The organism is Rhodococcus sp. KRD175, from assembly GCF_017168275.1.
Lineage (GTDB): Bacteria > Actinomycetota > Actinomycetes > Mycobacteriales > Mycobacteriaceae > Rhodococcoides > Rhodococcoides fascians.
In genome coordinates this window covers 698,489-720,675 of record NZ_JABFAQ010000004.1, presented here as the reverse complement: position 1 = coordinate 720,675, position 22,187 = coordinate 698,489, and the positions used below count along the sequence as shown (strand labels likewise).

Annotated in this window: 20 protein-coding genes and 1 riboswitch; of the genes, 6 read left to right on the top strand and 14 right to left on the bottom strand. The window is 65.6% G+C overall.

Translation table 11 applies throughout. From position 1 onward, the window contains the following. Window positions 1-15: 15 nt before the first annotated feature. Window positions 16-960, bottom strand: coding sequence for a proline dehydrogenase family protein (locus J1M81_RS07840; RefSeq protein WP_032391187.1), 945 nt, complete (start codon window positions 958-960; stop codon window positions 16-18). After that, window positions 957-2,606: an L-glutamate gamma-semialdehyde dehydrogenase gene (gene pruA, locus J1M81_RS07835; protein ID WP_032371593.1), complete on the bottom strand. Its 1,650-nt coding sequence runs from the start codon at window positions 2,604-2,606 to the stop codon at window positions 957-959. Before pruA ends, J1M81_RS07840 begins: the two co-directional genes overlap by 4 nt. A gap of 100 nt (window positions 2,607-2,706) precedes the next feature. Between pruA and J1M81_RS07830 the strand changes: the two genes are divergently transcribed. Beyond that, on the top strand, window positions 2,707-4,278 hold the full coding sequence (locus J1M81_RS07830; RefSeq protein ID WP_206497861.1) for a CdaR family transcriptional regulator: 1,572 nt from the start codon (window positions 2,707-2,709) through the stop codon (window positions 4,276-4,278). Here the strand turns inward: J1M81_RS07830 and J1M81_RS07825 are convergent. From J1M81_RS07825 to J1M81_RS07790, 8 genes are all read right to left on the bottom strand, one after another. Continuing rightward, window positions 4,263-5,288 (bottom strand): LacI family DNA-binding transcriptional regulator, encoded by a 1,026-nt coding sequence (locus tag J1M81_RS07825; RefSeq protein ID WP_032367931.1) that lies wholly within the window; start codon window positions 5,286-5,288, stop codon window positions 4,263-4,265. The two genes, J1M81_RS07830 and J1M81_RS07825, sit on opposite strands and share 16 nt — an antisense overlap. 73 nt (window positions 5,289-5,361) lie before the next feature. Further along, window positions 5,362-6,690 (bottom strand): multiple monosaccharide ABC transporter permease, encoded by a 1,329-nt coding sequence (gene mmsB, locus J1M81_RS07820; RefSeq protein WP_027495782.1) that lies wholly within the window; start codon window positions 6,688-6,690, stop codon window positions 5,362-5,364. Next, complete coding sequence (mmsA, locus tag J1M81_RS07815; RefSeq protein WP_206497860.1) at window positions 6,687-8,225, bottom strand: multiple monosaccharide ABC transporter ATP-binding protein; 1,539 nt, start codon at window positions 8,223-8,225, stop codon at window positions 6,687-6,689. Before mmsA ends, mmsB begins: the two co-directional genes overlap by 4 nt. An 8-nt stretch (window positions 8,226-8,233) precedes the next feature. Further along, window positions 8,234-9,370, bottom strand: a complete 1,137-nt coding sequence (chvE, locus tag J1M81_RS07810) for a multiple monosaccharide ABC transporter substrate-binding protein (RefSeq protein ID WP_027495784.1) — start codon at window positions 9,368-9,370, stop codon at window positions 8,234-8,236. Between the two features lie 198 nt (window positions 9,371-9,568). Continuing rightward, window positions 9,569-10,372, bottom strand: coding sequence for a hypothetical protein (locus J1M81_RS07805; RefSeq protein ID WP_027495785.1), 804 nt, complete (start codon window positions 10,370-10,372; stop codon window positions 9,569-9,571). 32 nt (window positions 10,373-10,404) lie between these two features. Next, window positions 10,405-10,719 carry a multidrug efflux SMR transporter gene (locus tag J1M81_RS07800; protein ID WP_206497859.1) on the bottom strand — a complete coding sequence of 105 codons (315 nt, stop codon included), beginning with the start codon at window positions 10,717-10,719 and terminating at the stop codon, window positions 10,405-10,407. 13 nt (window positions 10,720-10,732) lie between these two features. After that, a riboswitch (guanidine-III (ykkC-III) riboswitch) is annotated at window positions 10,733-10,796 on the bottom strand. A gap of 45 nt (window positions 10,797-10,841) precedes the next feature. Next, window positions 10,842-11,576, bottom strand: coding sequence for a TIGR03943 family protein (locus J1M81_RS07795; RefSeq protein WP_206497858.1), 735 nt, complete (start codon window positions 11,574-11,576; stop codon window positions 10,842-10,844). Continuing rightward, on the bottom strand, window positions 11,573-12,577 hold the full coding sequence (locus tag J1M81_RS07790; RefSeq protein ID WP_206497857.1) for a permease: 1,005 nt from the start codon (window positions 12,575-12,577) through the stop codon (window positions 11,573-11,575). Before J1M81_RS07790 ends, J1M81_RS07795 begins: the two co-directional genes overlap by 4 nt. Before the next feature lie 96 nt (window positions 12,578-12,673). On the opposite strand from J1M81_RS07790, the gene J1M81_RS07785 reads away from it, so the two are divergent. Then, window positions 12,674-13,381, top strand: coding sequence for a response regulator transcription factor (locus J1M81_RS07785; RefSeq protein ID WP_027495789.1), 708 nt, complete (start codon window positions 12,674-12,676; stop codon window positions 13,379-13,381). After that, window positions 13,378-14,790: an ATP-binding protein gene (locus J1M81_RS07780; RefSeq protein ID WP_374223896.1), complete on the top strand. Its 1,413-nt coding sequence runs from the start codon at window positions 13,378-13,380 to the stop codon at window positions 14,788-14,790. The genes J1M81_RS07785 and J1M81_RS07780 overlap by 4 nt, the downstream gene beginning before the upstream one ends. Before the next feature lie 5 nt (window positions 14,791-14,795). Here the strand turns inward: J1M81_RS07780 and J1M81_RS07775 are convergent, their stop codons facing one another. Genes J1M81_RS07775 through J1M81_RS07765 form a run of 3 tightly spaced genes read right to left on the bottom strand, consistent with a single transcriptional unit; the run spans window position 14,796 to window position 17,727 of the window. Then, complete coding sequence (locus tag J1M81_RS07775; protein ID WP_206497856.1) at window positions 14,796-15,899, bottom strand: AbrB family transcriptional regulator; 1,104 nt, start codon at window positions 15,897-15,899, stop codon at window positions 14,796-14,798. Then, the gene (locus J1M81_RS07770; protein WP_027495792.1) at window positions 15,896-16,306 is read right to left on the bottom strand and encodes a universal stress protein; all 411 of its coding nucleotides are present in this window, start codon (window positions 16,304-16,306) and stop codon (window positions 15,896-15,898) included. Before J1M81_RS07770 ends, J1M81_RS07775 begins: the two co-directional genes overlap by 4 nt. Window positions 16,307-16,341: 35 nt before the next feature. Next, window positions 16,342-17,727 carry a CitMHS family transporter gene (locus J1M81_RS07765; RefSeq protein WP_057473649.1) on the bottom strand — a complete coding sequence of 462 codons (1,386 nt, stop codon included), beginning with the start codon at window positions 17,725-17,727 and terminating at the stop codon, window positions 16,342-16,344. Between the two features lie 169 nt (window positions 17,728-17,896). Here J1M81_RS07765 and J1M81_RS07760 point away from each other — a divergent pair, with 169 nt between their 5' ends. Continuing rightward, window positions 17,897-19,561 carry a sensor histidine kinase gene (locus tag J1M81_RS07760; RefSeq protein ID WP_206497855.1) on the top strand — a complete coding sequence of 555 codons (1,665 nt, stop codon included), beginning with the start codon at window positions 17,897-17,899 and terminating at the stop codon, window positions 19,559-19,561. Continuing rightward, the gene (locus J1M81_RS07755) at window positions 19,558-20,214 is read left to right on the top strand and encodes a response regulator (RefSeq protein WP_206497854.1); all 657 of its coding nucleotides are present in this window, start codon (window positions 19,558-19,560) and stop codon (window positions 20,212-20,214) included. Before J1M81_RS07760 ends, J1M81_RS07755 begins: the two co-directional genes overlap by 4 nt. Here J1M81_RS07755 and J1M81_RS07750 read toward each other — a convergent pair. Then, complete coding sequence (locus J1M81_RS07750) at window positions 20,197-21,579, bottom strand: MFS transporter (RefSeq protein WP_206497853.1); 1,383 nt, start codon at window positions 21,577-21,579, stop codon at window positions 20,197-20,199. The genes J1M81_RS07755 and J1M81_RS07750 overlap by 18 nt on opposite strands. Window positions 21,580-21,653: 74 nt before the next feature. Here J1M81_RS07750 and J1M81_RS07745 point away from each other — a divergent pair, with 74 nt between their 5' ends. Continuing rightward, window positions 21,654-22,178 carry a helix-turn-helix domain-containing protein gene (locus tag J1M81_RS07745; RefSeq protein WP_032400093.1) on the top strand — a complete coding sequence of 175 codons (525 nt, stop codon included), beginning with the start codon at window positions 21,654-21,656 and terminating at the stop codon, window positions 22,176-22,178. Window positions 22,179-22,187 lie beyond the last annotated feature (9 nt).

The following is a 22,187-nucleotide window of genomic DNA, read 5'->3' as shown; positions in this document are numbered from 1 at the left end:
TCGATCCGAGGGAAGTCAGTTGCGTGAGATCAGCGACCGCGCGAAGAACATCAGGTTGGCCGGCCGCTCTGCAAGTCTGCGCATGAAGTAGCCGTACCACTGCTCTCCGTAGGGCACGTAGACACGCACGTGCTTTCCGGCGTCGACCAGTCGTCGTTGTTCCTGGTCGCGGATTCCGAACAGCATCTGAAACTCGAAGTCGGCTGCGGACCGTCCGGCGTTCGCGGCGAGTCGCTCCGCCGCCTCGATCATCTCGGGATCGTGGGAGGCGACCATGGGGTAGCCGCTGCCGTTCATCAGCACTTCCAGGCACCGTAGGTAGGAGTCCGACACATCCCGTGCACCCTGGAACGCCACCGACGCCGGCTCGTTGTACGCGCCCTTGCACAGGCGGATGCGAGATCTCGGTCCGGACAGCTCCCTGCAGTCGGCCTCGGTTCGTTTGAGGTACGCCTGCAGCACCGTGCCGAGATCGGGAAAGTCCTGCCGCAGTTCGCGCACGATGGACAGGGTCGAGTCGGTGGTGGTGTGGTCCTCGGCGTCGACGGTCACCCACACTCCCGCCGCTGTTGCCGCGGTACAGATCTCGCGCGCGTTCTCGAGCGCCAGCGTCCGGTCGATGCCCTGACCGAGGGCCGAGAGTTTGAGTGACACCTCGAGCGCGGTCTCGGCGGTACTACGCGTCGAAAAGCGTTGTATCAGTGACAGGTACGACTGCACGGTGGCCGTCGCCTGTGCGCGGTCGGTGGTGTCCTCGCCCAGATAGTCCACCGAGACGAATCGTCCCGACGCCAGCAGGGCATCGACGGCGGTGACCACGGCGGGCTCCGATTCACCGGCGACGAAGCGGTCGACGAGCGATCGGGTGGCACGCAGCCGCGTCACGGTGGCCTGCAATTTCGGTGAGCGTGCGGCCGCCAGCAGAGCCGGCCGCAGTGGGTTGCTCAGCACTGTGGTCATCGTGTGCCCTCGCCTTCCTGATGGGGGTAGCCGTGTGCGGTCGGCGGGACGAACGTTTCCTTGACCGTGCGTGCCGATGCCCAGCGCAACAGGTTCTGCGGTGAGCCGGCCTTGTCGTTGGTACCCGACGCACGCGCTCCGCCGAACGGTTGCTGACCGACGACCGCGCCGGTGGGCTTGTCGTTGACGTAGAAGTTTCCGGCGGCGAATCGCAGTGCCGAATGGGCCTGCTCGACGGCCGTGCGATCGGTGGCGATGACGGCACCGGTCAGTGCGTACTTCGATCCGGTGTCGACGGTGCGGAGTACGTCGGCATAGGCGTCGGGCCGGTTGTCGTCGTAGACGTGCACGGCCAGAATGGGGCCGAAGTACTCGGTGGTGAAGGCTTCGTCGGTGGGGTCGTCGCCGAGAAGAACTGTGGGAGAGACGAAGTATCCTTCCGTGTCGTCGCACGTTCCACCGGCGGCGATGGTCAGACCGGTCACGGATTTCGCGCGGTCGAGCGCAGCTGCGTTGCGGTCGAACGCTTTTCGGTCGATGACGGCACCGCCGTAGTTCGACAGGTCGGTGACGTCGCCGTACTTCAGGGCCGACACCTGCTCGATGAAGGTCTCACCCATGCGAGCCCACAGCGACTTCGGTACGAATGCTCGCGAAGCGGCCGAACACTTCTGCCCCTGGAAGTCGAAGGCACCGCGAATCATGGCTGTGGTCAACACGTCCGGATCGGCCGAGCTGTGCGCGACGACGAAATCCTTGCCGCCGGTCTCGCCGACGAGCCGCGGGTAGGAGTGGTAGTTCGAGATGTTGTTGCCGACCTCGCGCCACAGCGTCTGGAAGGTCGCAGTGGATCCGGTGAAGTGGATGCCCGCCAGGCGTGGATCGGCCAGGGCTACTTCGGAGACCATCGGACCGTCGCCGAGGACGAGGTTGATCACTCCCGGCGGCAGACCTGCCGCCTCGAGGAGCTGCAGCGTCAGGTACGCGGCGACTGCCTGGGTGGGCGACGGCTTCCACAGCACCGTGTTGCCCATCAGTGCGGGCGCCGTGGGGAGGTTGCCGGCGATGGCGGTGAAGTTGAACGGTGTGATCGCGTAGACGAAACCCTCGAGCGGGCGGTACTCGACGCGATTCCACACGCCCGGGGCCGACACCGGCTGATCGGCGAGGATCTGTCGTGCGAACGCGACATTGAACCGCCAGAAATCGATCAGCTCGCACGGTGCGTCGATCTCGGCCTGGTAGGCCGACTTGGACTGCCCGAGCATCGTTGCGGCAGCAATCCTTTCGCGCCACGGACCCGACAGCAGATCGGCCGCGCGCAGGAACACTGCAGCTCGCTCGTCGAACGGAAGATCGCGCCAGGCCGGTGCAGCTGCGGTCGCTGCGGAGATCGCGTCCTGCACGTCCCGGTGCGTTGCCTCGGCGAAGCTACCGATGACCGAGGCGTGCTTATGGGGTTCGACCACATCGGTATCGGTGCCGGCGGCGTCGCGGTGGACACCGCCGATCACCTGATGGATGCGGACGGGGTTCGCACGCAGTTCGTCCAAGCGGATGCGCAGCCTGGCGCGCTCGGCGCTTCCGGGGGCATAGGTGTTGACCGGCTCGTTGACCGGGGTGGGAACTGATGTGACCGCGTCCATGGTGGCTCCTCGCACTCGGGTGTGTGCTGCTCATTGAAGTCGCATCGACAGCCCGTTCAATCAGCTCATCGGCCAAAGAATTCGTGGTCTACTTGTCCGCATGGCCAATACTGTGACGCTGCGTTCTCTCCTGACGTCGCTGCACAGCGCAGTGGTCGAGCTCGTGGTCGCTCCGGTGGGAACCGAGATCACCGTCGAGTCCGTGGCCCTGCTCGACGGCGACGACCTTCGTCGACCACCGGGAACGGCTGCCGATCTGACCCTGCTGGTCGGCGTCACCGAGACCGATGCGCTGCGGTGGTTCGACGATCTGGCGTTGCGTCCGGTGGTCGACAGGCCCCTTGCGGTGCTGACCAAGGTGGCCGACTCGACCGCGTTGGCCCACGCTGCCCGAGAGACCGGAATCGCCTTGGTCGCGGTACACCACCAGACCCGCTGGGAACTGCTGCTGTCGACGATGCGCGGGGTCCTCGATCAGTCACGCTCACCGGCCTCGGACGACGGGCTGTTCGGAGCGGACACCGATCTGTACGAGCTGGCGCAGACGGTTGCGTCCTTGACCAAGGGCATGGTGAGCATCGAGGACGAGCGTTCGCACGTATTGGCGTACTCGGCGTCGGACGACACGGCCGACGAGTTGCGGACCCTGTCGATCCTGGGGCGAGAAGGACCGGCCGACTACCTTCGCCGTCTGCACGAGCGTGGGGTGTTCGATCGACTCCGCCGTACCGACGACGTCATCGACGTACCGGCCGATGCCGAACTCGGTATTCGTCGACGCCTTGCCGTCGGGATACGTCGAATAAGCGGCGCAGCAACGACTCTGGGAACGATATGGGTTCAGGAAGGCGCGCGTCCGCTGTCGGTGGACGCCGATGCGGTGATGCGCGGAGCATCGGCGGTCGCCGCCCGGCTGATCACCCGCATCGCGAACGCCCCGACCAACGAGGCGCTGCAGATTCAGCGACTGCTGGGCGCGCGGGGTGGCGGCGTGGACATTCCGTCGCTGGCCGCGGCGCTGTCGATTCCCACCACGGGGACGGCCGCGGTCGTCGGATTCGCCGCCTGTGGTGAATTCGACATCACCGGTCTGGCTCCGTCGATCCGGTTGCACGCCAGCGCATTCAGGCGAGACTCGCTGGTGACCGTCATCGGCGAGAGAATCTACGTACTGTTCTCCGGAGCTGCGTCGGGGACGGCGATTCCGGTGTGGACCGCAGATGCCGTGTCGCGCATCGAGACTCGAACCGGACTGTGCTTGCGCGCCGCGGTGGCCGCGCCGATCGCCGATCTCGACGGGGTGGCCGCAGCCCGGTTCGAGGTCGACCGAGTATTGGACGCGACCACCGGCGACGTTCGGGTCACCACACTCGCAGAGTCGAGAACGTCTGTGCTGCTGGGTGAGATCGTCGACATCATCTCGAATCACGAGCAGTTGCGTGACCCGCGCATCGCAGCGCTGGACCGGTACGACGCCACCCACGACGGCGCGATGCGAGAGAGTCTCGAGACGTATCTGGCGTGCTTCGGTGACGTGCGTGCGGCAGCGGAGAGGCTGCACATTCACCCGAACACGGTGCGTTACCGCATCCGACGCGTCGAGCAGATTCTGGAGTTGGATCTGTCGGATCCGGACGCGCGGTTGTTGGTGGAGATTCAGCTGCGGATGTGAGCGTCGCGGGCCTCGGCAGTGCTGGACCGGATCACCAGGCTCGGCTCGATACGCGAACGTCGGGTACTGCGGTTGCCGGAATCGATCTGGGCCAACAGTATTTCGACGCTGCGGATGCCGACCTCGCTGAATTCCTGACGAATCGTCGTCAGGGGAGGGGAGAAGAACTCCGCGTCGGGAACGTCGTCGAAACCGACCACACTGACGTCCGTCGGAACTTTCCGGCCGTGCACTTCGAGGGCGCGCAGCACACCGAGGGCCATCGCATCGTTTCCGGCGAACACCGCTGTGACGTCCGGGTTCTCGGCCAATCGACATCCGGCCTCGAAGCCGGACTTCGCGGTCCAGTCGCCGGCGAGAACGAGTGGCGGTTCGACACCGGCCTGCTCGTGGGCGGAGCGCCACCCGATGACGCGGTCGGCCGCCTCGTACCACCCCGAGGGGCCTGCGACGTGCCAGACGGCGCGGTGACCGAGTGAGAGCAGATGTGTGGTGGCGGACTGCGCGCCGGCGACCTGATCGACCGAGACGACCGCCAGATCGCCTTCCGGCGATCCTTCGACGGCCACCAGTGGCAGTTCGGCAGCCAACTCGGCGATGTCGCCGCCGTCGGTGCTCAACGGCGCGATGACGACGACGCCGTCGACGCCCTGTTTCTGCAACCTGCGCACGCAGGTGCTGATCGCCACCTCGTCGAACGAAGTGGGGACGCCGACGACGACGGAGTATCCGGCCTGTCGTGCGGCCTGTTCGACGCTGTAGAGCGTCGACACCGGCCCGTACAGAGCGTTGCCGGTGCCGACGATCCCGATCGTGCTGCTGCGGCCGGTGACCAGAGCGCGAGCGGCGGTGTTCGGCCGGTAGCCGAGCTCGGCGATCGCCTGCTCGACCCTTGTTCTGGTCGCCTCGGTGACGTTGGGATGGCCGTTGATGACCCGAGAGACGGTCTGGTGGGACACACCCGCGAGCCGAGCGACGTCGGTCATGGCCGGTCCGCGGGTCGGCGTCATCGCACGCATCCTCCTTCGCTGGTCGAACACCATCTCAGCATGCCCGGACCGGATCGGCGCGTCACCGCCCGGATCACGTCGTTTTCGTCATCGATGCAGAGGTCGGCGGTGCGGGCTTTCCGGGCTCGCCGGGGGAGAACATCTCGGCGGGTACCGGTACGCCCAGGTAACTGGTGGGGGACGCGGCTTTGTCTCCCTTGCCGCCCTTACCGCTCGCCGCACGACGCTTGGTCCAGATGTCGAACGCCACGGCGGCGAGCAGCACCAGACCCTTCACCAATTGCACTCTCTCGCTGGGTGATCCGATCAGCGACATGCCGCTGTTGATCACGGCGATGATGAGTCCACCGGTCAGCGCGCCGACGATGCGGCCGACGCCGCCCTGTACGGCTGCGCCACCGATGAACGCCGCCGCGATGGCGTCGAGCTCGAAGCCGTTGCCCGCAGTAGGACCGGCCTGGTTGAGGCGTCCGGCGAAGATGATTCCGGCCAGAGCCGAGAGGACACCCATGTTGACGAAGATCCAGAACGTGACCGGCTTGACCTTGATACCGGACAGGGACGCGGCGTGAATGTTGCCGCCGATGGCGTACACGTGCCGGCCGAATACGGTCTTGCCGGCCAACGTCGAGTAACCCATGACCAACACGGCGAGCAGGATCAGCACGTACGGCAGGTTCTTGAAGCGAGCCAACTGGACGGCGATCGCAAGCACGAGAGCGGCAGCGAATGCCATCTTGATCAGGAACAGCGGCATCGCGTCCACGGTCTGCCCGTACTTCTGCCGGCCCGTTCGAGAACGCCACTGGCTGAACACGATTCCAGCGACCGCGAGAATCGCGACGAGCAACGTGAAGATATCCGCCCCACCCAATGGCCCGAGTCCCACATTGCCCATGAAGCCGGGCAGGAAGCCGTTGGACAGTGTGCGTACCGGTCCGGGGAACGGCCCGATGCCCTGGTTGCCGAGGACGATGAGAGTCACCGCGCGGAAGACGAGCATTCCTGCGAGGGTGACGATGAACGCAGGAATGCCGAAGTACGCGACCCAATAACCCTGCCAGGCACCGATCAGGCCGCCGACGATCAACGTGATCAGCACCGCCAGTGGCCACGGCACGTTCTGTTGGACCATGAGGACACCGGCGATGGCTCCGGTGGCCGCCACCACCGATCCGACGGACAGGTCGATATGGCCGGCGATGATGATGACGACCATGCCGATGGCCAGAATGAGAATGTACGAGTTCTGCACCACCATGTTGCTGATGTTCTGCGGCACCAACAGCTGACCTCCGGTCAGCACGGTGAAGAGCACGATGATCAGCGCGAACGCGATGAAGATTCCGCTCTGTCGGAGGTTTCGCGTGAGCAGCCCCCGAACGGTCGACAGCTGGTTCATCGAAGTACTCCTGTTCCACGGGTCATGAGATGCATGAGAGATTCCTGGGTTGCGTCCTCGCGGTCGACCTCACCGGTGATCCGGCCGGCGGACAGCGCGTAGATCCGGTCGCACAGACCGAGAAGTTCCGGAAGTTCGGACGAGATCACCAGCACTGCCTTTCCGGCGTCGGCGAGTTGGTTGATGATCGAATAGATTTCGAATTTCGCGCCGACGTCGATTCCTCGCGTCGGTTCGTCGAGGATGAGCACATCGGGATCGCTGAATATCCACTTGCTCAGCACGACTTTCTGCTGATTGCCGCCGGAGAGTTTGCCGACCACGGCGGAGACGTTCGGTGCCTTGATGTTCATGCTCTTGCGGAAGCCCTCGGCGACTTTGTATTCCTGGTTGGCGTCGACGAAGCCTCCCGTCACCAACTTGTCCAGCGCCGCGGTGGAAATGTTGCGCTTGATGTCGTCGATCAGGTTCAGCCCGTACCGTTTCCGGTCCTCGGTGGCGTACGCGATGCCGTGATGGATGGCATCGTTGACGGACTTGACGTGAATTTCCTTGCCGTACTTGTAGAGCCGTCCCGAGATGTCGATCCCGTAGCTTCGGCCGAAGACGCTCATGGCCAACTCGGTACGGCCGGCACCCATCAATCCGGCGAGGCCGACGATCTCACCGCGCCGCAGCGTGAGGTTCGCCTTGTCGACGACGGTTCGGCCCTGCTGGGTCGGACTGTGCACGGTCCAGTCCTCGATGCGCAGAACTTCCTCTCCCACAGTCGATTCGTGGGGCGGAAACCGGTGCTCGAGATCGCGGCCGACCATCAGCGAGATGATGCGATCCTCGGTGACGTCCGGGTCTCGCATGTCCAGCGTCCTGATGGTCTTGCCGTCCCGAATGATCGTGGTCCGGTCGGCAATGGCCGCGATCTCGTTGAGCTTGTGCGAGATGATCACGCACGTGATGCCCTCGTCCCGTAGACCGCGCAACAGATCCAGCAGGTGTGCGGAGTCGGAATCGTTGAGTGCCGCAGTGGGTTCGTCGAGAATCAGCAGGGTCACGTCCTTGGACAGTGCCTTGGCGATCTCGACGAGTTGCTGCTTGCCGACGCCGAGATCGCTCACGACGTTGACGGGATTCTCCCGCAGCCCTACCCGGTTCAGTAGGGCTGCGGCCTCGGAATTCGTTCGGTTCCAGTCGATGAACCCGCGCTTGGACCGCTCGTTGCCGAGAAAGATGTTCTCGGCAATGGAGAGATGCGGACTCAGTGCGAGTTCCTGATGGATGATGACGATGCCCTCGGCCTCGCTACTCCGGATGTCGGAGAACGAGCACTCTCGACCGTCGAACACGATGTCGCCGTCGAATGTGTCGTGTGCGTACACACCCGACAACACCTTCATGAGCGTCGACTTGCCTGCTCCGTTCTCGCCGCAGATCGCGTGGATCTCGCCGCGATTCACCGAGAGAGTGACATCCTGTAGCGCCTTGACGCCGGGAAATGTTTTGGTGATGCCGCGCATCTCCAGAATCGGGCTCGTCATCGCCGAACTCACTTCAACTGATCCTCGGTGTAGTAGCCACCCTCGACGAGCAGCTTCTCGTAGTTGTCCTTGTAGACGATCTCGGGCTGCAGCAGGTACGCCGGAACGACCTTCTCGCCGTTGTCGTAATCGGTGGTGTTGTTGGTCTCGGGAGTTTGACCGTTGAGCATGGCCTGAGCCATCTGGATCGTGACCTCGGCCAGCTGGCGCGTGTCCTTGTAGATCGTGGAGTACTGCTCACCGGCGATGATCGACTTGACCGACGGCACCTCGGCGTCCTGTCCGGTGACGACCGGGTAGGGCTGACCGGCGGTTCCGTAGCCGTTGCTCTTGAGCGCGGACAGAATTCCGATCGACAGACCGTCGTACGGGGAGAGCACGCCCTGAACCTTCTGGCCCGAGGAGTACGTCTTGGTCAGCAGGTCTTCCATGCGCTTCTGTGCCGTCGCCGGATCCCAGCGCAGGGTGGCAGCGGTTCCGAAGTCGGACTCGCCACTACCGATCTTCAGAGTTCCCTTGTCCAGGTACGGCTTCAGGGTCTCCATGGCACCGTCGAAGAAGAAGGTGGCGTTGTTGTCGTCGGGCGAACCGGCGAAAACCTCGATGTTGAGCGGGCCGGCGGGCGCGTCGGCCTTGTCGGTGCCGTCCTCGTTCTTCAGCCCGAGGCCGACCAACAGTGAGGTGGCCTGGTCGACGCCGACCTTGTAGTTGTCGAACGTCGCGTAGTAGTCGACGTCCGGGGAGTTGCGGATGAGCCGGTCGTAGGCGATGACACCGATGCCGTTGTCCTTGGCTTCCTGCAGCTGGGTGGTGATGGCGGTGCCGTCCACCGAGGCCACGATCAGCAGCTTCGCGCCCTGGGTGATCTGATTCTCGATCTGGTTGACCTGGGTGGGAATGTCGTTCTCCGCGTACTGCAGGTCGACCTTGTATCCCTGGCCCTCCAACGCGCTCTTGAGGTTGTCGCCGTCGGCGATCCAACGGGCGGAGGACTTCGTCGGCATGGTGACGCCGATCAACGCACCTGCGGTGCTGCCGCCCTCGGCCGGAGCCTCGTCTGCGGTCTTGGTACTCGATCCGCACGCACCGAGCGTGAGGGTGAGGGCCACCGCGGCCGTAGCCATGGATAGCTTTCGAAACTTCATCGTTTCTCCCTGTGTTGTGAGGTAGACCGTGAAGCGGAGGCCGTCGGGTGGTCCCGTGTGGTTCGCATCACATCAAAACGAAAGTGTGAGCGATAACATCGGCATTGTCAAAGATTTCTTTTTGCACCCCGCGTGAGCAGTGTGAGCGCTAACATCTGCCGCCGACGACTCTCGGCGAAGCGCCGAAGTTGCGGCCCGTCAGTGCAACTCGTGCACCGACTGCTTACCGCTCTTGAGCCAGCGGCTCGGCAGCCGGCCGACCAGCTCGCCGAGCGGATGCACCGCTGCCGAGAGGATCTCCACGGAATCCTGCAGGATGTCGATCGAGATACTCATACGCTCGATGTTCGGAGCCACGGACGTCAGCGTCTCGGAAAGTTTGACCAACTGGTCCAGCGGCCCGCCCTTGGCCGTCAGACGCTCGACGGCACCGTCCTCGGCCAGCATCGTCTCGAGGATGCCGTTCTCCGCGATGGCCCGTTCGATCAGACCGTCCTGACGCGTCAACACCTCGAGCGGACCGTCCTTCGCCGTCAAGCGTTCGAGGGGTCCGTTGGTGGCGGTGATCCTGTCCAGAAGACCGCCTTCGGCGAGCAACCGTTCGAGCGGTCCGTCCTCGGCGAGCAGTCGGTCCAGCGGTCCGCCGGGAGCGAGAATGCGCTCGACCGGTCCCCCCGGAGACAGCAGGCGCTCGAGCGTGCCGTCCTCGGACGTGAGTCGATCGACGACGCCGCCCTGGGCAAGCAGGCGGTCGAGTGGCCCGCCTTCCTTCAGAGCGTTGCCCAACGCGCGATCGTCGGAGGTGAGCTGGCCGAGCTGGGTGAGCAGCTGCATCGTGCCGCCGCGCGGATTGGCGAGCGACGCCACACCGGCCGTGCCGGACGCGCCGGTGGCCAACGCCATCCTGGTGGTCGCCAACGCGACCTCTGCGACGCCGATCGCCTGCTCGGCGATGGCCAAGCCGGCCCGTGCAGGCAGTGTGATCGCTGACACCCAGTTCATCGTTTTACTGTAACTGCTTGTAGCCGGGAAAATCAGTGAAGAACCTTCAGTCCCACAACGCAGCCGACGATGCCGACCAGAAGCACGACTTTGAGGAACGACGCTGCTTCGGCACCGGTGATCATCGCGTACGCCACGGTCAAGGTGGCACCGATTCCCACCCAGACCGCATACGCGGTTCCGGTGGGCAACGACCGCATCGCGACCGCGAGACCGATCATGCTGAGCACCACCGCGATACCGAAAACTACCGATGGTCCGAGCTTGGAGAAGCCCTCGGACTTACCGAGCGCTGTCGCCCAGATCGCTTCGAGAACGCCGGAAACGACGAGAATCAGCCATGCCATGAGAAATCACCTCTCGGCACCGTCTTGTCGCTGTTCGGGTACGGCGCGCCTCGTCCGATTGTCGGAAGTGACCTGTACGACGGTACCAATTCTTCCTGGGCGGGGACGCGGATTTTCCGGTGTCAGTACGCGTACGTGTTCGTCGGCGGGTCGATGCGCCGGGCCGTCGAGACCGTCATCGTGGGGGTGAAGGCGGTGACTTCGGTCGCGGTCGATGCGTCGACGGTGCCGGTGAGCTGCAGCCAGGTTCCGTCCGGAACATCATCGAGGACAGTCGAATTCGAGTCCAGGTGAATTCGGATGGACCGCGCGTCGGCCGCGCAGCAGATGATCAGGACACGGGCGAGGTCGAGGCCGCCGGTTGTGCCGTCGACGCGCGGCGACCCACCGTTCGCGGTCGCCACGGCGAATCCGGTGACACTGATCTCCCGGCCGTCGAGGCTGTCCTCGGAATCTCGGACGGCCCGCTGCACGACGTCGAGCAACGGGACGTCCGGTGCCTGCCCGTCGGGTAACGGCGGGAAGGGTGTCTTCTCGTGGGTCGAGACGGCGTCGACGGACCGGTCGCCGACCGCCGAGACACCGAGCGCGGGCGGGGCGACGAGGAGGATCACCGCAATCGGCACGAGCAACAGCCAGTACGGGCGGGCGTCGTGATCGTGACCGTCCGTCGGCCCACCGCGCCGGATGTCGGCGACGATCGAGGCTGCCGCGAGGACGACGATCAGCACGCCCGCGATCAGCAGATACGGATGCAGTGACGGTTTGACGTACCGAACGAAGCTGCCGTCGAGCGAGATCTTCACGATCGCTCCGCCGAAGAGGAACAGCAGGACGTTCTGCACCTCGCGCTTCATCGCGCGCCGATCAGGAATCCGCCGACGACCGAGGCACACACGATCGCCACGACGAAGGTCAGTGGTGCGAAGCGGACGACGAAACCGCGCCCGAAGCTGCCCGCCTGCATCGCCATCAACTTCAGATCGACGGCCGGGCCGACCACCAGGAAGACCAGGCGCGGGAGCAGCGGCAGCATCGACATACTGGCCGCGACGAACGCGTCGGCCTCCGAACACAGCGCCAGCAGAACCGCCAGAACGGCCATCACCACGATGGACAGCAGCAGCTGACCGGCCAGGTGCGCATAGACCCGATCGGGAATCACCAGGTGCAGAGCCGCGGCCGCCGCGGCGCCGAACACCAGAAACGCCCCGGCCTGCAGCAGGTCTGCACGAGCCGACTCGCGGAACGTCTCCCACTTCGGGCCTTCGTGATCGTGACCACGATCGGTCAGCCGCGCGGTGATCCACTCGGCCTTGCCGAACCGCGTCCACAGCCAGCCCATCACCACGGCCGTGGCGAGCGAGGCGAGGAACCGGGCGAGAACCATCGCCGGCTCACCCGGAAAGGCCACCGCAGTCGACACGAGAACGACGGGGTTGATCGCCGGTGCCGACAGCAGAAATGCCAGAGCCGCCGACGTCGGCATTCCCTGGTCCATCAACCGCCTGGAGACGGGAACAGCTCCGCACTCGCACCCGGGCAATGCCATCCCGGCGAGTCCGCTCACACCGACCGCCGCGGGCTCGTTCTTCGGGACCACACGTCGAAGCACGGCCGGGGAGACGAACGCGGCGATGCCGCCGCTGACGAGCACGCCCAGCACCAGGAACGGCGTCGCCTGCACGAAGATCCCGGTGAAGACGGTGGCTCCGGTTCGCAGGGCAGGGGAGGCGGCGACCCACTCGGCGAGGTACGGACCTGTCACGATGCCCAACACGAGCAGAGTTGCGAATACGTGCATGGAAGTGACCGTCGGCCTGCGCCTCGTGCGGCGATCGGTGTTCGCAGGGAGCATCGCGCTCCATCATGCCCTCTCTTCGGGCCCACTCGGTCGGGGCTCACAGCAACCTCACAGCGAGAGTCCAGCGGACAAGCAGCAACGCGCGCGATGATGGACACCGTGAGCGAAACCCCCGAAGCGCGTGTACTGATCGTCGACGACGAACCGACCATCGTCGAGCTGTTGGCGGTCAGTCTCAAGTTCCAGGGATTCGAGGTCGCGACGGCGTCCTCCGGCCCCGAGGCCCTGGACAAGTCGCGTACCTTTCGGCCCGAGGCACTGATCCTCGACGTCATGATGCCGGGCATGGACGGCTTCGGTCTGCTGCGCAGGCTGCGCGCAGACGGAGTGGATGCTCCGGCGTTGTTCCTGACGGCGCGAGATTCCGTGGAAGACAAGGTGACCGGTCTGACGCTCGGCGCGGACGACTACGTCACCAAGCCGTTCAGCCTCGAGGAAGTAGTGGCTCGGCTCCGGGTGATTCTGCGCCGGTCCGGTCGGACCGAGGAGACCGAATCGTCGCGAGTTGCGTTCGCGGACATCGAACTCGACGACGACACCCACGAGGTGTGGAAGGCAGGCGAGCCGGTCTCGCTCTCGCCGACCGAGTTCACTCTGCTGCGGTACTTCATGGTCAATGCCGGAACGGTGCTGAGCAAGCCGCGCATTCTGGATCACGTGTGGCACTACGACTTCGGCGGTGAGGTGGGAGTGGTGGAGTCGTACGTGTCGTATCTGCGTCGTAAGGTCGACACGGGCGATACCCGATTGATCCACACGTTGCGGGGCGTCGGCTACGTCATGCGGCAGCCGCGGTGACCGGCCTCCGCTCACGGCTGGGGGACATCCCGCTGCGCTTCACTCTGGTTGCGGCCCTGCTGCTGTTGGTCGGGCTCGGACTGCTGGCATCGGGTGTCGCGGTGACGTCCTCGTTGGAGACGTCGTTGATGCGTCGCCTCGATCAGCAGCTGGTCGAGGCATCTCGGGGATGGGCGCAACCGGACTCCCGCCCACTTCCGCCCATCGGCGAGCCCAATCCCGGTCGCCCGCCGTCGAATTTCTACGTCCGGTCCGTGGCGAACGACGGCACCGTACGGGGACCCATCAACGATGTGGCAGAGAGTGTTCCGGATCTATCCGGTGTCACCACCGATCGCCCGACGACGGTCGGCTCCGAGAGCGACCCAGGGAAACAGTGGCGCGTGTTGACGGTGACCAACAGCGACGGATCCACCACGGTGGGTATACCGCTCGGTCCCAATCAGCAGACCGTCAGCCGACTGATGGTGCTCCAGTTGTACATCGGGGCAGCGGTATTGGTGGTGTTGGGTGTGGTGGCGTACTTCGTGGTGCGGCGCAGTCTGCGGCCGTTGCGCGAGGTGGAGACGACGGCAGCCGCGATTGCCGCAGGCGATCTGCACCGGCGGGTGCCCCACCGCAGCGAGAAAACGGAAGTCGGTCGACTGTCGGCGGCGTTGAACGGAATGCTCTCGCAGATACAGCGGGCGTTCGCGGCGACCGCCGCCTCGGAAGAAGCGGCGCGGGCGTCCGAGGATCGGATGCGCCGGTTCGTCGCCGACGCCAGCCACGAACTGCGGACTCCGCTGACGACCATCCGGGGATTCGCCGAGCTGTACCGGCAGGGGGCGATGAGCGACATCGCATTGTTGATGTCGCGGATCGAGGGCGAATCGGCGCGCATGGGACTGCTCGTCGAGGATCTGCTCATGCTCGCGCGACTCGATGCCCAGCGTCCCCTCGAGGTACGTCGGGTCGACGTGCTGACCATCGCCGCCGATGCCGTGCACGATGCGAAAGCCGTCTCGCCCGCACGCGACATCTCGCTGAAGGTATCGGCAGGACCGGGTATTCCGGAGGTCGCCGGCGACGATGCCCGGCTGCGTCAGGTGTTGGCCAACCTCGTGGGGAACGCAGTGCGGCACACGCCCGAGTCCGCGTCGATCACGGTGTGCGTGGGCACCACCGAGGAGTCGGTGGTGCTCGAGGTGCAGGACACCGGCCCCGGGCTGGGCGAGGAGGAGGCAGCCCACGTCTTCGAGCGCTTCTATCGCACCGACTCGTCCCGGACCCGTGAGAGCGGGGGCAGTGGGCTCGGCCTGTCCATAGTCGCAGCCCTGGTCGCCGCCCACAACGGGACCGTGGACGTGCGAAGTACTCCCGGCGCGGGTGCCACGTTCCGGGTCGAACTACCCAGGGCTGCAGACTGATCCGCTCACCCGGCCATGGACCGATCCTTCTTCCTTTCGGCGATCTTGGTGTACGCGGCAGCAGCGAGGGGCGCGGCCACGAGCATCGACACCAGCCGAATCACCTGAACGCAGGCGACGAACGTGACGTCCGATCCCGTCGTCGCGGACACGGCGAGCACTGCGGCCAGTCCGCCGGGCGTCGTCGCGAGATAACCGGTCAACATGCTGACTCCGGTGACGGCGGACAGCGCCCAGCCCAGGAGTGCGCAGATCAGACCGATCGTGAGTACGAGCAGCGCGGCCCACGGGAAGATGCGTCCGATGGCCCGCAGGCTGGCGACGGTGAAGGCAAGTCCCGCCTGCCATCCGATGACGATGAACGCCAACGGCAGCAGTACTTCCGGGACGGCGATGTCGACGGGCCAGCCGAGTAGCTCGCAGGCTCCGGCGACGATCAGCGGTCCGAGCGTGGCGGGGGCGGGGAGCCGGATCGTCTTCGCGAGCAGGATTCCGACGACGACGGCACCGATCAGAAAGGCCGTGCCGATGTACCACGGTGTCGTCGACGCCTCGTCGGACCCGGACGTGCCACCGGTGTCGGTGTGAAAGGCGAAGGTGACGATCAACGGCATCGTGACGACCACCAACGCCACGCGAAGGTACTGGACCACGGCGACGATGCGCTCGTCACCGCCGAGCTCGCGGGCGACCGACACCAGACCTGTTGCGCCACCGGCAATCAGAGACAGTGCTCCGGTCACCGGATCGACGTCGCGGTGCAGTGCCAGCAGAGCGCCGCAGCCGGCACTGACGATCAGGGTCGCCAACCCGACGGTGACCGCGGGAAGCCAGTTCTCTCCCAGCGCAGCGAGGGTGTCGGTGTCGAGCATGAGTCCGATCGTCACCGCCAGCGTGCCCTGCGCTGCCATGGACGCGGGACGGGGGACCGCGGCCGGACCCAACCCGGTCAGTGCGAACACCACGGCGACGACGAGTGCGGCGAACAGCGACGGCGCGGTGAGGCCCAGACTCGCGAAAAGGGCCCAGCCCCCGACGGATACGGCCGCGAGGCCGATCCATCGGAGGCTGTGCCGCACTACGGTCGTCACCTTGTCGGCAACACTCACGCTCCGGACTTGACCAGTAGAACCGGAACCGGAATTTCGAGCAGCAGGCGCTGAATCGTCTGTCCCATCAGGAACTTGCCGACTGCCGAGCGGTGCCGGGAGCCGACGACGAGGATCTCGGACTTCTGCTCCTCCACCAGAGTCAGCAGAGTGTTCACGGCGTCGGGATCGGGGCGACCCACCGCCACGGTCCAGGCCACGGCCTCGGCGTTGTCGATGTCGGCCAGGGCGGTCTCCACTGAGGTGGAGACCGCAGCGGTTTCGCCTGCCTCGGCGGACGGCTCGGCCGATCCCGACAGTGCGTGCAGGACGACCAGATCGGTCTCTCTGATCCGAGCTTCTCGAACGGCGGCCGCGAGTGCTGCGCGGCCCTCGGGTGAATTGTTGTGCAGTACGCCAACAGTCATGACGGTGTCTCCTTCGGGAAGGTGGGGGTGAGGGATCAGCCGAACGGAATCTGACCGAGGACGATGCCGACCGCCAGCATCGCGAGGGAGACGACCACCGCTCGCCACAACACCTTCTTGTGGTGATCGGCCAGCGAGACTCCGGCGAGCGTGACCAGCAGCAGGATGGCCGGAACCAGCGGGCTCTGCAGGTGGACGGGCTGACCGGTGATCGAGGCACGGGCCATCTCGACCGGGTCGATGCCGTACTTGCTCGCGGTCTCGGTGAGCACCGGCAGGATGCCGAAGTAGAAGGCGTCGTTGGTCATGAAGAACGTCAGCGGGATGCTCAGGATGCCGGTGATGACGGCCAGGTACGGGCCCATTCCCGACGGGATGACGTTGAGCAGCCACTCGGCCATGGCCTCGACCATGCCGGTGCCCTGGAAGACGCCCGTCAGGATTGCTGCGGCGAGCACCATGGCGACGACGGAGACGATGGAGGACGAGTGCCGAGCGATCGCGTCGCCCTGCTCCTTGACCTTCGGGAAGTTGACCGTCAGCGCGATCGAGGCAGCGATCATGAACAGCACCGGAATGGGAAGAATGTCCATGACCAGGATGACGAGGAGAACGACCGTCAGAGCAGCGTTGAACCACAGCAACTTCGGGCGCAGCGTGTCGCGATTGGGGTCCAGACCGTCGAAGAACTGACCCGATTCGCCGGAGCCGTCCGATCCGCCGGTTCCTGCTCCGCCGGTTCCCTTGCCGCCCTTGCGGATGCTTCCACCACCGCCGGATGCAACCAGCTCGGGTTCGTAGATCAGCTTGCCGATGCGTCGACGCTCCATGATGCCGAGGTGAACGGCGAAGAGCAGCACGATGATCAGGCCGACGATCATCGACGGAACCATCGGAACGAACACGTCGGACGGGGAGATTCCCAGAGCGGATGCAGCGCGAACCGTCGGGCCGCCCCACGGGATGATGTTCATCGTGCCGTTGGCGAGTCCGGCGACGACCGTCAGAATGACCGGGCTGACACCGAGTTTGAGGTACAGCGGCAGCAGTGCGGACGTGACGATGATGAAGGTGGTCGAGCCGTCGCCGTCGAGCGAGACGACCATGGCCAGAATGGCCGTTCCGACAACGAGTTTCATCGGGTCGTTGCGTACGACACGCAGGATGCCGCGCACCAGTGGGTCGAACAGTCCGACGTCGATCATGATTCCGAAGAAGATGATGGCGAAGAACAGCAGGGCCGCGGTGGGAGCGAGGGACTTGATGCCGTCGGTGATCATGTCACCGATGCCGAGTCCCGCGCCGGCCAGCAGACCGAAGATGACGGGGACGAGGGTGAGTGCGACGACGGGCGTGGCTCTCTTGGTCAAGATCAAGAACATGAAGGCGGCTACCATGAGGAAGCCGAGTATCACCAACATCGTGCACTCCTTCTCGAAATGTGTGAGGTGGGTCCGGTTGGACTACGTGTTGTGACTGAAGTTACGTAACCGGCATCACATGTTCGCCGTTGTGCGCACTACCCGCGCAAGCAACGTAAAGAGCCTTTTGCGCATTGTGCTCGAGCAGCTCTCGCTCTAGCCTTGGCTGGTGCGATTGAGGACTCAAGTGCTGCTGCTGCAGGCCGCGTTGGTTGCGGTCGCGCTGGCAGTGGCGTTCGGAGTATTCGCGATCAGTAGCGGCGAACAGGCCAGCGAGGAGTACGGCGAGCGGGCACTCGCGGTCGCGCGGACCGTAGCCTCCGACCCCGAGGTGCGTTCGCTCGTGGGGCAGTTCTCGGCCGCGGACACCGCGGGCACCGATGCTGCGCCGGCCGGAGTGCTGGCAGGCGGTGCGCTGCAACGGACGGGCGAAAGCGCCCGGGAGCGCACCGACGCACTGTTCGTCGTCATCACCGACGACCGGGGACTGCGCCTGGCACATCCGGATCCGACCGTCCTGGGGCAACGGGTGAGCACCGATCCGTCCGGGGCGTTGGCGGGCAACGAGGTCGTCGAATCCGAACGCGGCACACTGGGCGACTCCGTCCGTGCCAAAGTGCCCATCCTGGCTCCGGGCTCGGCAGACGTCGTGATCGGCGAAGTGAGCGTCGGAATCTCCACGACGGCAGTGCGAACCGAGCTGGTGAAGGATCTGATCAACGGCGCACTGGTCACCGGCGCAGTCCTGCTGTTGGGTGTGCTGGGCTCGATCCTGCTGGCGCGCAGGTGGAAGCGGCTGACCCTGGGCCTCGAACCCGAGGAACTCGCCGAGCTCGTGCGCGAGCAGGAGGCGGTGCTGCACGGCATCGGCGAAGGCGTGGTGGCCATCGATCCGGACGGCATCGTCACCGTCGTCAACGACGAGGCGCGCACCTTGCTCTCGATCGAGGGGAAGCCGGGAATGCGCGTGGAGGACATCGGTCTGACACCCAGATTGCTCGAGGTCATCGAGATCCCTACGGGCGAGCCGGTACTCGCGGCCGTCGACGAGGTCGTCGTCATCGCGGCGGCGCGAAAGGTGCTGCGTGACAATCGAGATCTGGGAACGGTACTCACCGTGCGAGATCGAACGGACGTGGAGGCACTGACGCGTCAACTCGACGCGGTGCAGTCGATGTCCGCGGTGCTGCGCGCCCAGCGACACGAGTTCGCGAACCGGATGCATCTGGTCAGTGGGCTGCTGCACGAGGGCCACCCCGATCGGGCGTCGGAGTACATCGACGAGATTCTCGGTGTCGGACCGAGATCGGAGGCGGTCGAGGGCATCGATGCGGTCTCCGACGCCTACCTACGTTCCTTCCTCACGGCCAAGGCGGCACACGCGCGCGAGAGTGGCGTGCGACTGGTGTTGGGGGAGAACACCTGGGTCGGTGGAGAACTGGTCGGACCGGTGGACGTCACCACCGTGCTGGGCAACCTGATCGACAACGCCATCGACGCAGCACGGCTCGGTGCACGTCGACCTGCCGAAGTGGAAGTCGAGCTGGTGCAGGAGGATTCGACCTTGCATATCGTCGTCGTCGATTCGGGTGACGGCGTTGCGTTGGCGCCCGAGCAGGTGTTCGTCGAGGGAGTCTCGACCAAGTCGACGGCAGATACGCCGGGTGGCCGAGGTGTGGGACTGGCACTGAGCCGACAGATCGCGCGAACCCGAGGCGGCGAAGTGACGTTGGCCGATGCCGGCGGGCAGATCACGGCCGACAACGATCGCGGAGGCGCAGTGTTCATCGCCTCGATTCCCGACGCACTACTGATCGAAGAGGTGACGCAATGAAAGTTCTCGTCGTCGACGACGACTTCAGGGTCGCAGATCTGCATGCGGCACTGGTGAATTCGCTCGACCAGTACGAAGTGGCCGCAGTGGCGACGAGTATCGCCCAGGCACGCGAGCTGCTGACGACACAGTCGTTCGACCTGGCACTGGTGGACGTGTATCTGCCGGACGGGTCCGGTATCGACCTGGTGAGAGAACTACCGTGTGACGCGGTGGTGCTCTCCGCTGCTGCGGATCAGGCCACGGTGCGCTCGGCGATGACTGCGGGCGCATGGACGTATCTGATCAAGCCGTTTCCACGCTCGGCGCTGGTCGATCGCCTCACCGGGTACCTCGGCTACCGCGGCGCGCTCGATCGTTCGGACGAACTGACTCAGGCGGACATCGACGGTGGGCTCGACGCCCTCCGCCCGCGCGCTGCGGCTCCGTTACCGGCCTCGCAGTCGGTCACCCGCGACCTGGTGCTCGACGCGGTGCGCGGAACGGCGGAGCCGATGTCGGCCGGAGAAGTTGCTGCGGCCATCGGCATTTCGCGAGCGACGGCCCAGCGGTATCTGGCCACCCTGGTGTCCAAGGGTCGGCTGCGGATGCAGCTGCGGTACGGATCGACCGGGCGTCCCGAGCAGGAGTACTCGCTACCGCCGGGTGCGTGACATCGCCACGACCGCAGCTCCGACGAGCGAAATGGCCGCGGTGAGCAGAGCCGCGGTGTTCCAGCCCGTGACCAGAGCTGCCGCGGCATGATCGCCGGCCGGCACGGCAACCACCGCAACGACGGTGACCCCGATAGCGGATCCGACGTAGCGCGCGGTGTTGTTGGCCCCGCTGCCCATACCGCCGCGTCCGGGCGGGACGCTGGCCACGGCCTCGCGTCCCAGCGCGGCGTTGAGGACGCCACTGGCGACGCCCGCCACGAGCAGTCCCGGCAGCAGCCGAGGCCAACCGGCGTCCGCGGCGAGGCCCGTCAACATCACCATGCCCACTGCCACTCCGATCAGGCCGGCGGCGAGCTGGGTGCGGCCGCTGACGGCGGCCGGGATGCGCCGAGCCAGCAGGGCGGTGACGACCGAGGTCGCAGACCACGCGAACAGCAGAATCGCTGCCCCGAGCGCATCGATGCCGAGCGCGGTGCCCACGAACCCGGCCAGGTACGACATCAGAGCGATGATCCCGCCGCCCGTGGCCAGGGCGGCGACCGTGGCGGCGAGAAACGGTGGATGCCGAAACAACATGAGATCGAGCATCGGGCTCGCACTGCGCAATTCGAGCGCGACGAAGGCCAGCAGCAGTAGCGCGGCGAGAACGAACAACACGATAGGAGTCACGGCGGTCCACCCCTGCCGCCCCTCGACCAGCGCGGCCAGTAGTGCGCCGATGCCCGTGGCCAACAGCACCGCGCCGACCGGATCGAGGCCGCGCGGGGCGTCGGACATGGATTCTTCGACGCGCAGCTGCGCGACGACGGCGAGCACGAGAGTGGCGATCGCGAGGACCACGTACGCCTCACGCCAGCTGGCCCACCGGTCGAGGAGCGCGGCGAGTAGCGGTCCGAGCGCGATACCGGCCCCGACGCTGGCACCCCAGACTCCGCTGGCCTTGGCGCGCACCGGCCCCGCGGGGTGAGTGTGCGCGATGATGCCGAGGCTCGACGCGACGACCGCCGCGCCGCCGAGGCCTTGCAGGATGCGGGCCAGCACGAAGATGAGGGTGTTGGGAGAGACGGCGCAGACGATTGCGCCGACGGCCAGAACGACTGCTCCCAGTACGAACGTGCGGCGACGGCCGAAGTCGTCTGCGACGGTCCCGGTGGTGAGCAACGCGGCGGCGAGACCGATGCTCATCGAGCTCAGAATCCAGGTCCGTCCCGCCGCGTCCGACATCAGGTCCAGCGCGGTGCTGTTGATCGTCGCGAGCGGAGCGGTGAACGCCATCAGCGTCAACAAGGTGCCGGATGCGGCGACGGCCAGTGCGCGGGTGCCGTTCGTGGTGCCGGCGGGCGTGGGTGCAGTGTCGGTCATCGTCGTCTCTCTGGTCTGGTGATCGAACTGTAAACGGCCAACTTGGTTCGGTCAACAGACTGTACGATCGGCGCATGGCACTCGGAACCGACTACGCCCGCCAGGACTGCCCCTTGGCCCGCGCGCTCGAACTCGTCGGCGAGCGCTGGACCATGCTCATCGTGCGCGACAGCTTCTTCGGGGTCCGACGCTTCGGCGACTTCCAGGTCCACCTCGACATTTCCAAGGCAGTTCTGGCTCAACGGCTCGGCACCCTGGTCGACGCCGGATTGCTCGACCGGCAAGCCCGAGCCCACGGCGGCGGCCACGACGACTACGTCCCGACGCATGCCCTCGAAGGACTGTGGCCGGCCGTCTACGCCCTGAGCTATTGGGGCGAGGAACAGAACCCGAAGCCCACAGGCACACGTCGCCGGTTTCTACATGCGACCTGCGGGACAGATCTGGGACCGCTCGGACTGTGCCCCGAGTGTGGCGTCGCACCCGGCCCACGCGACATCGATACCGACATCGGACCGGGTTACGACCCGGACAACCGATCCGACGCGGTATCGACGCAGCTACGAACGCGTCGACGGCTGCTGACGCCCCTGCGCTGAGCGAGGCGC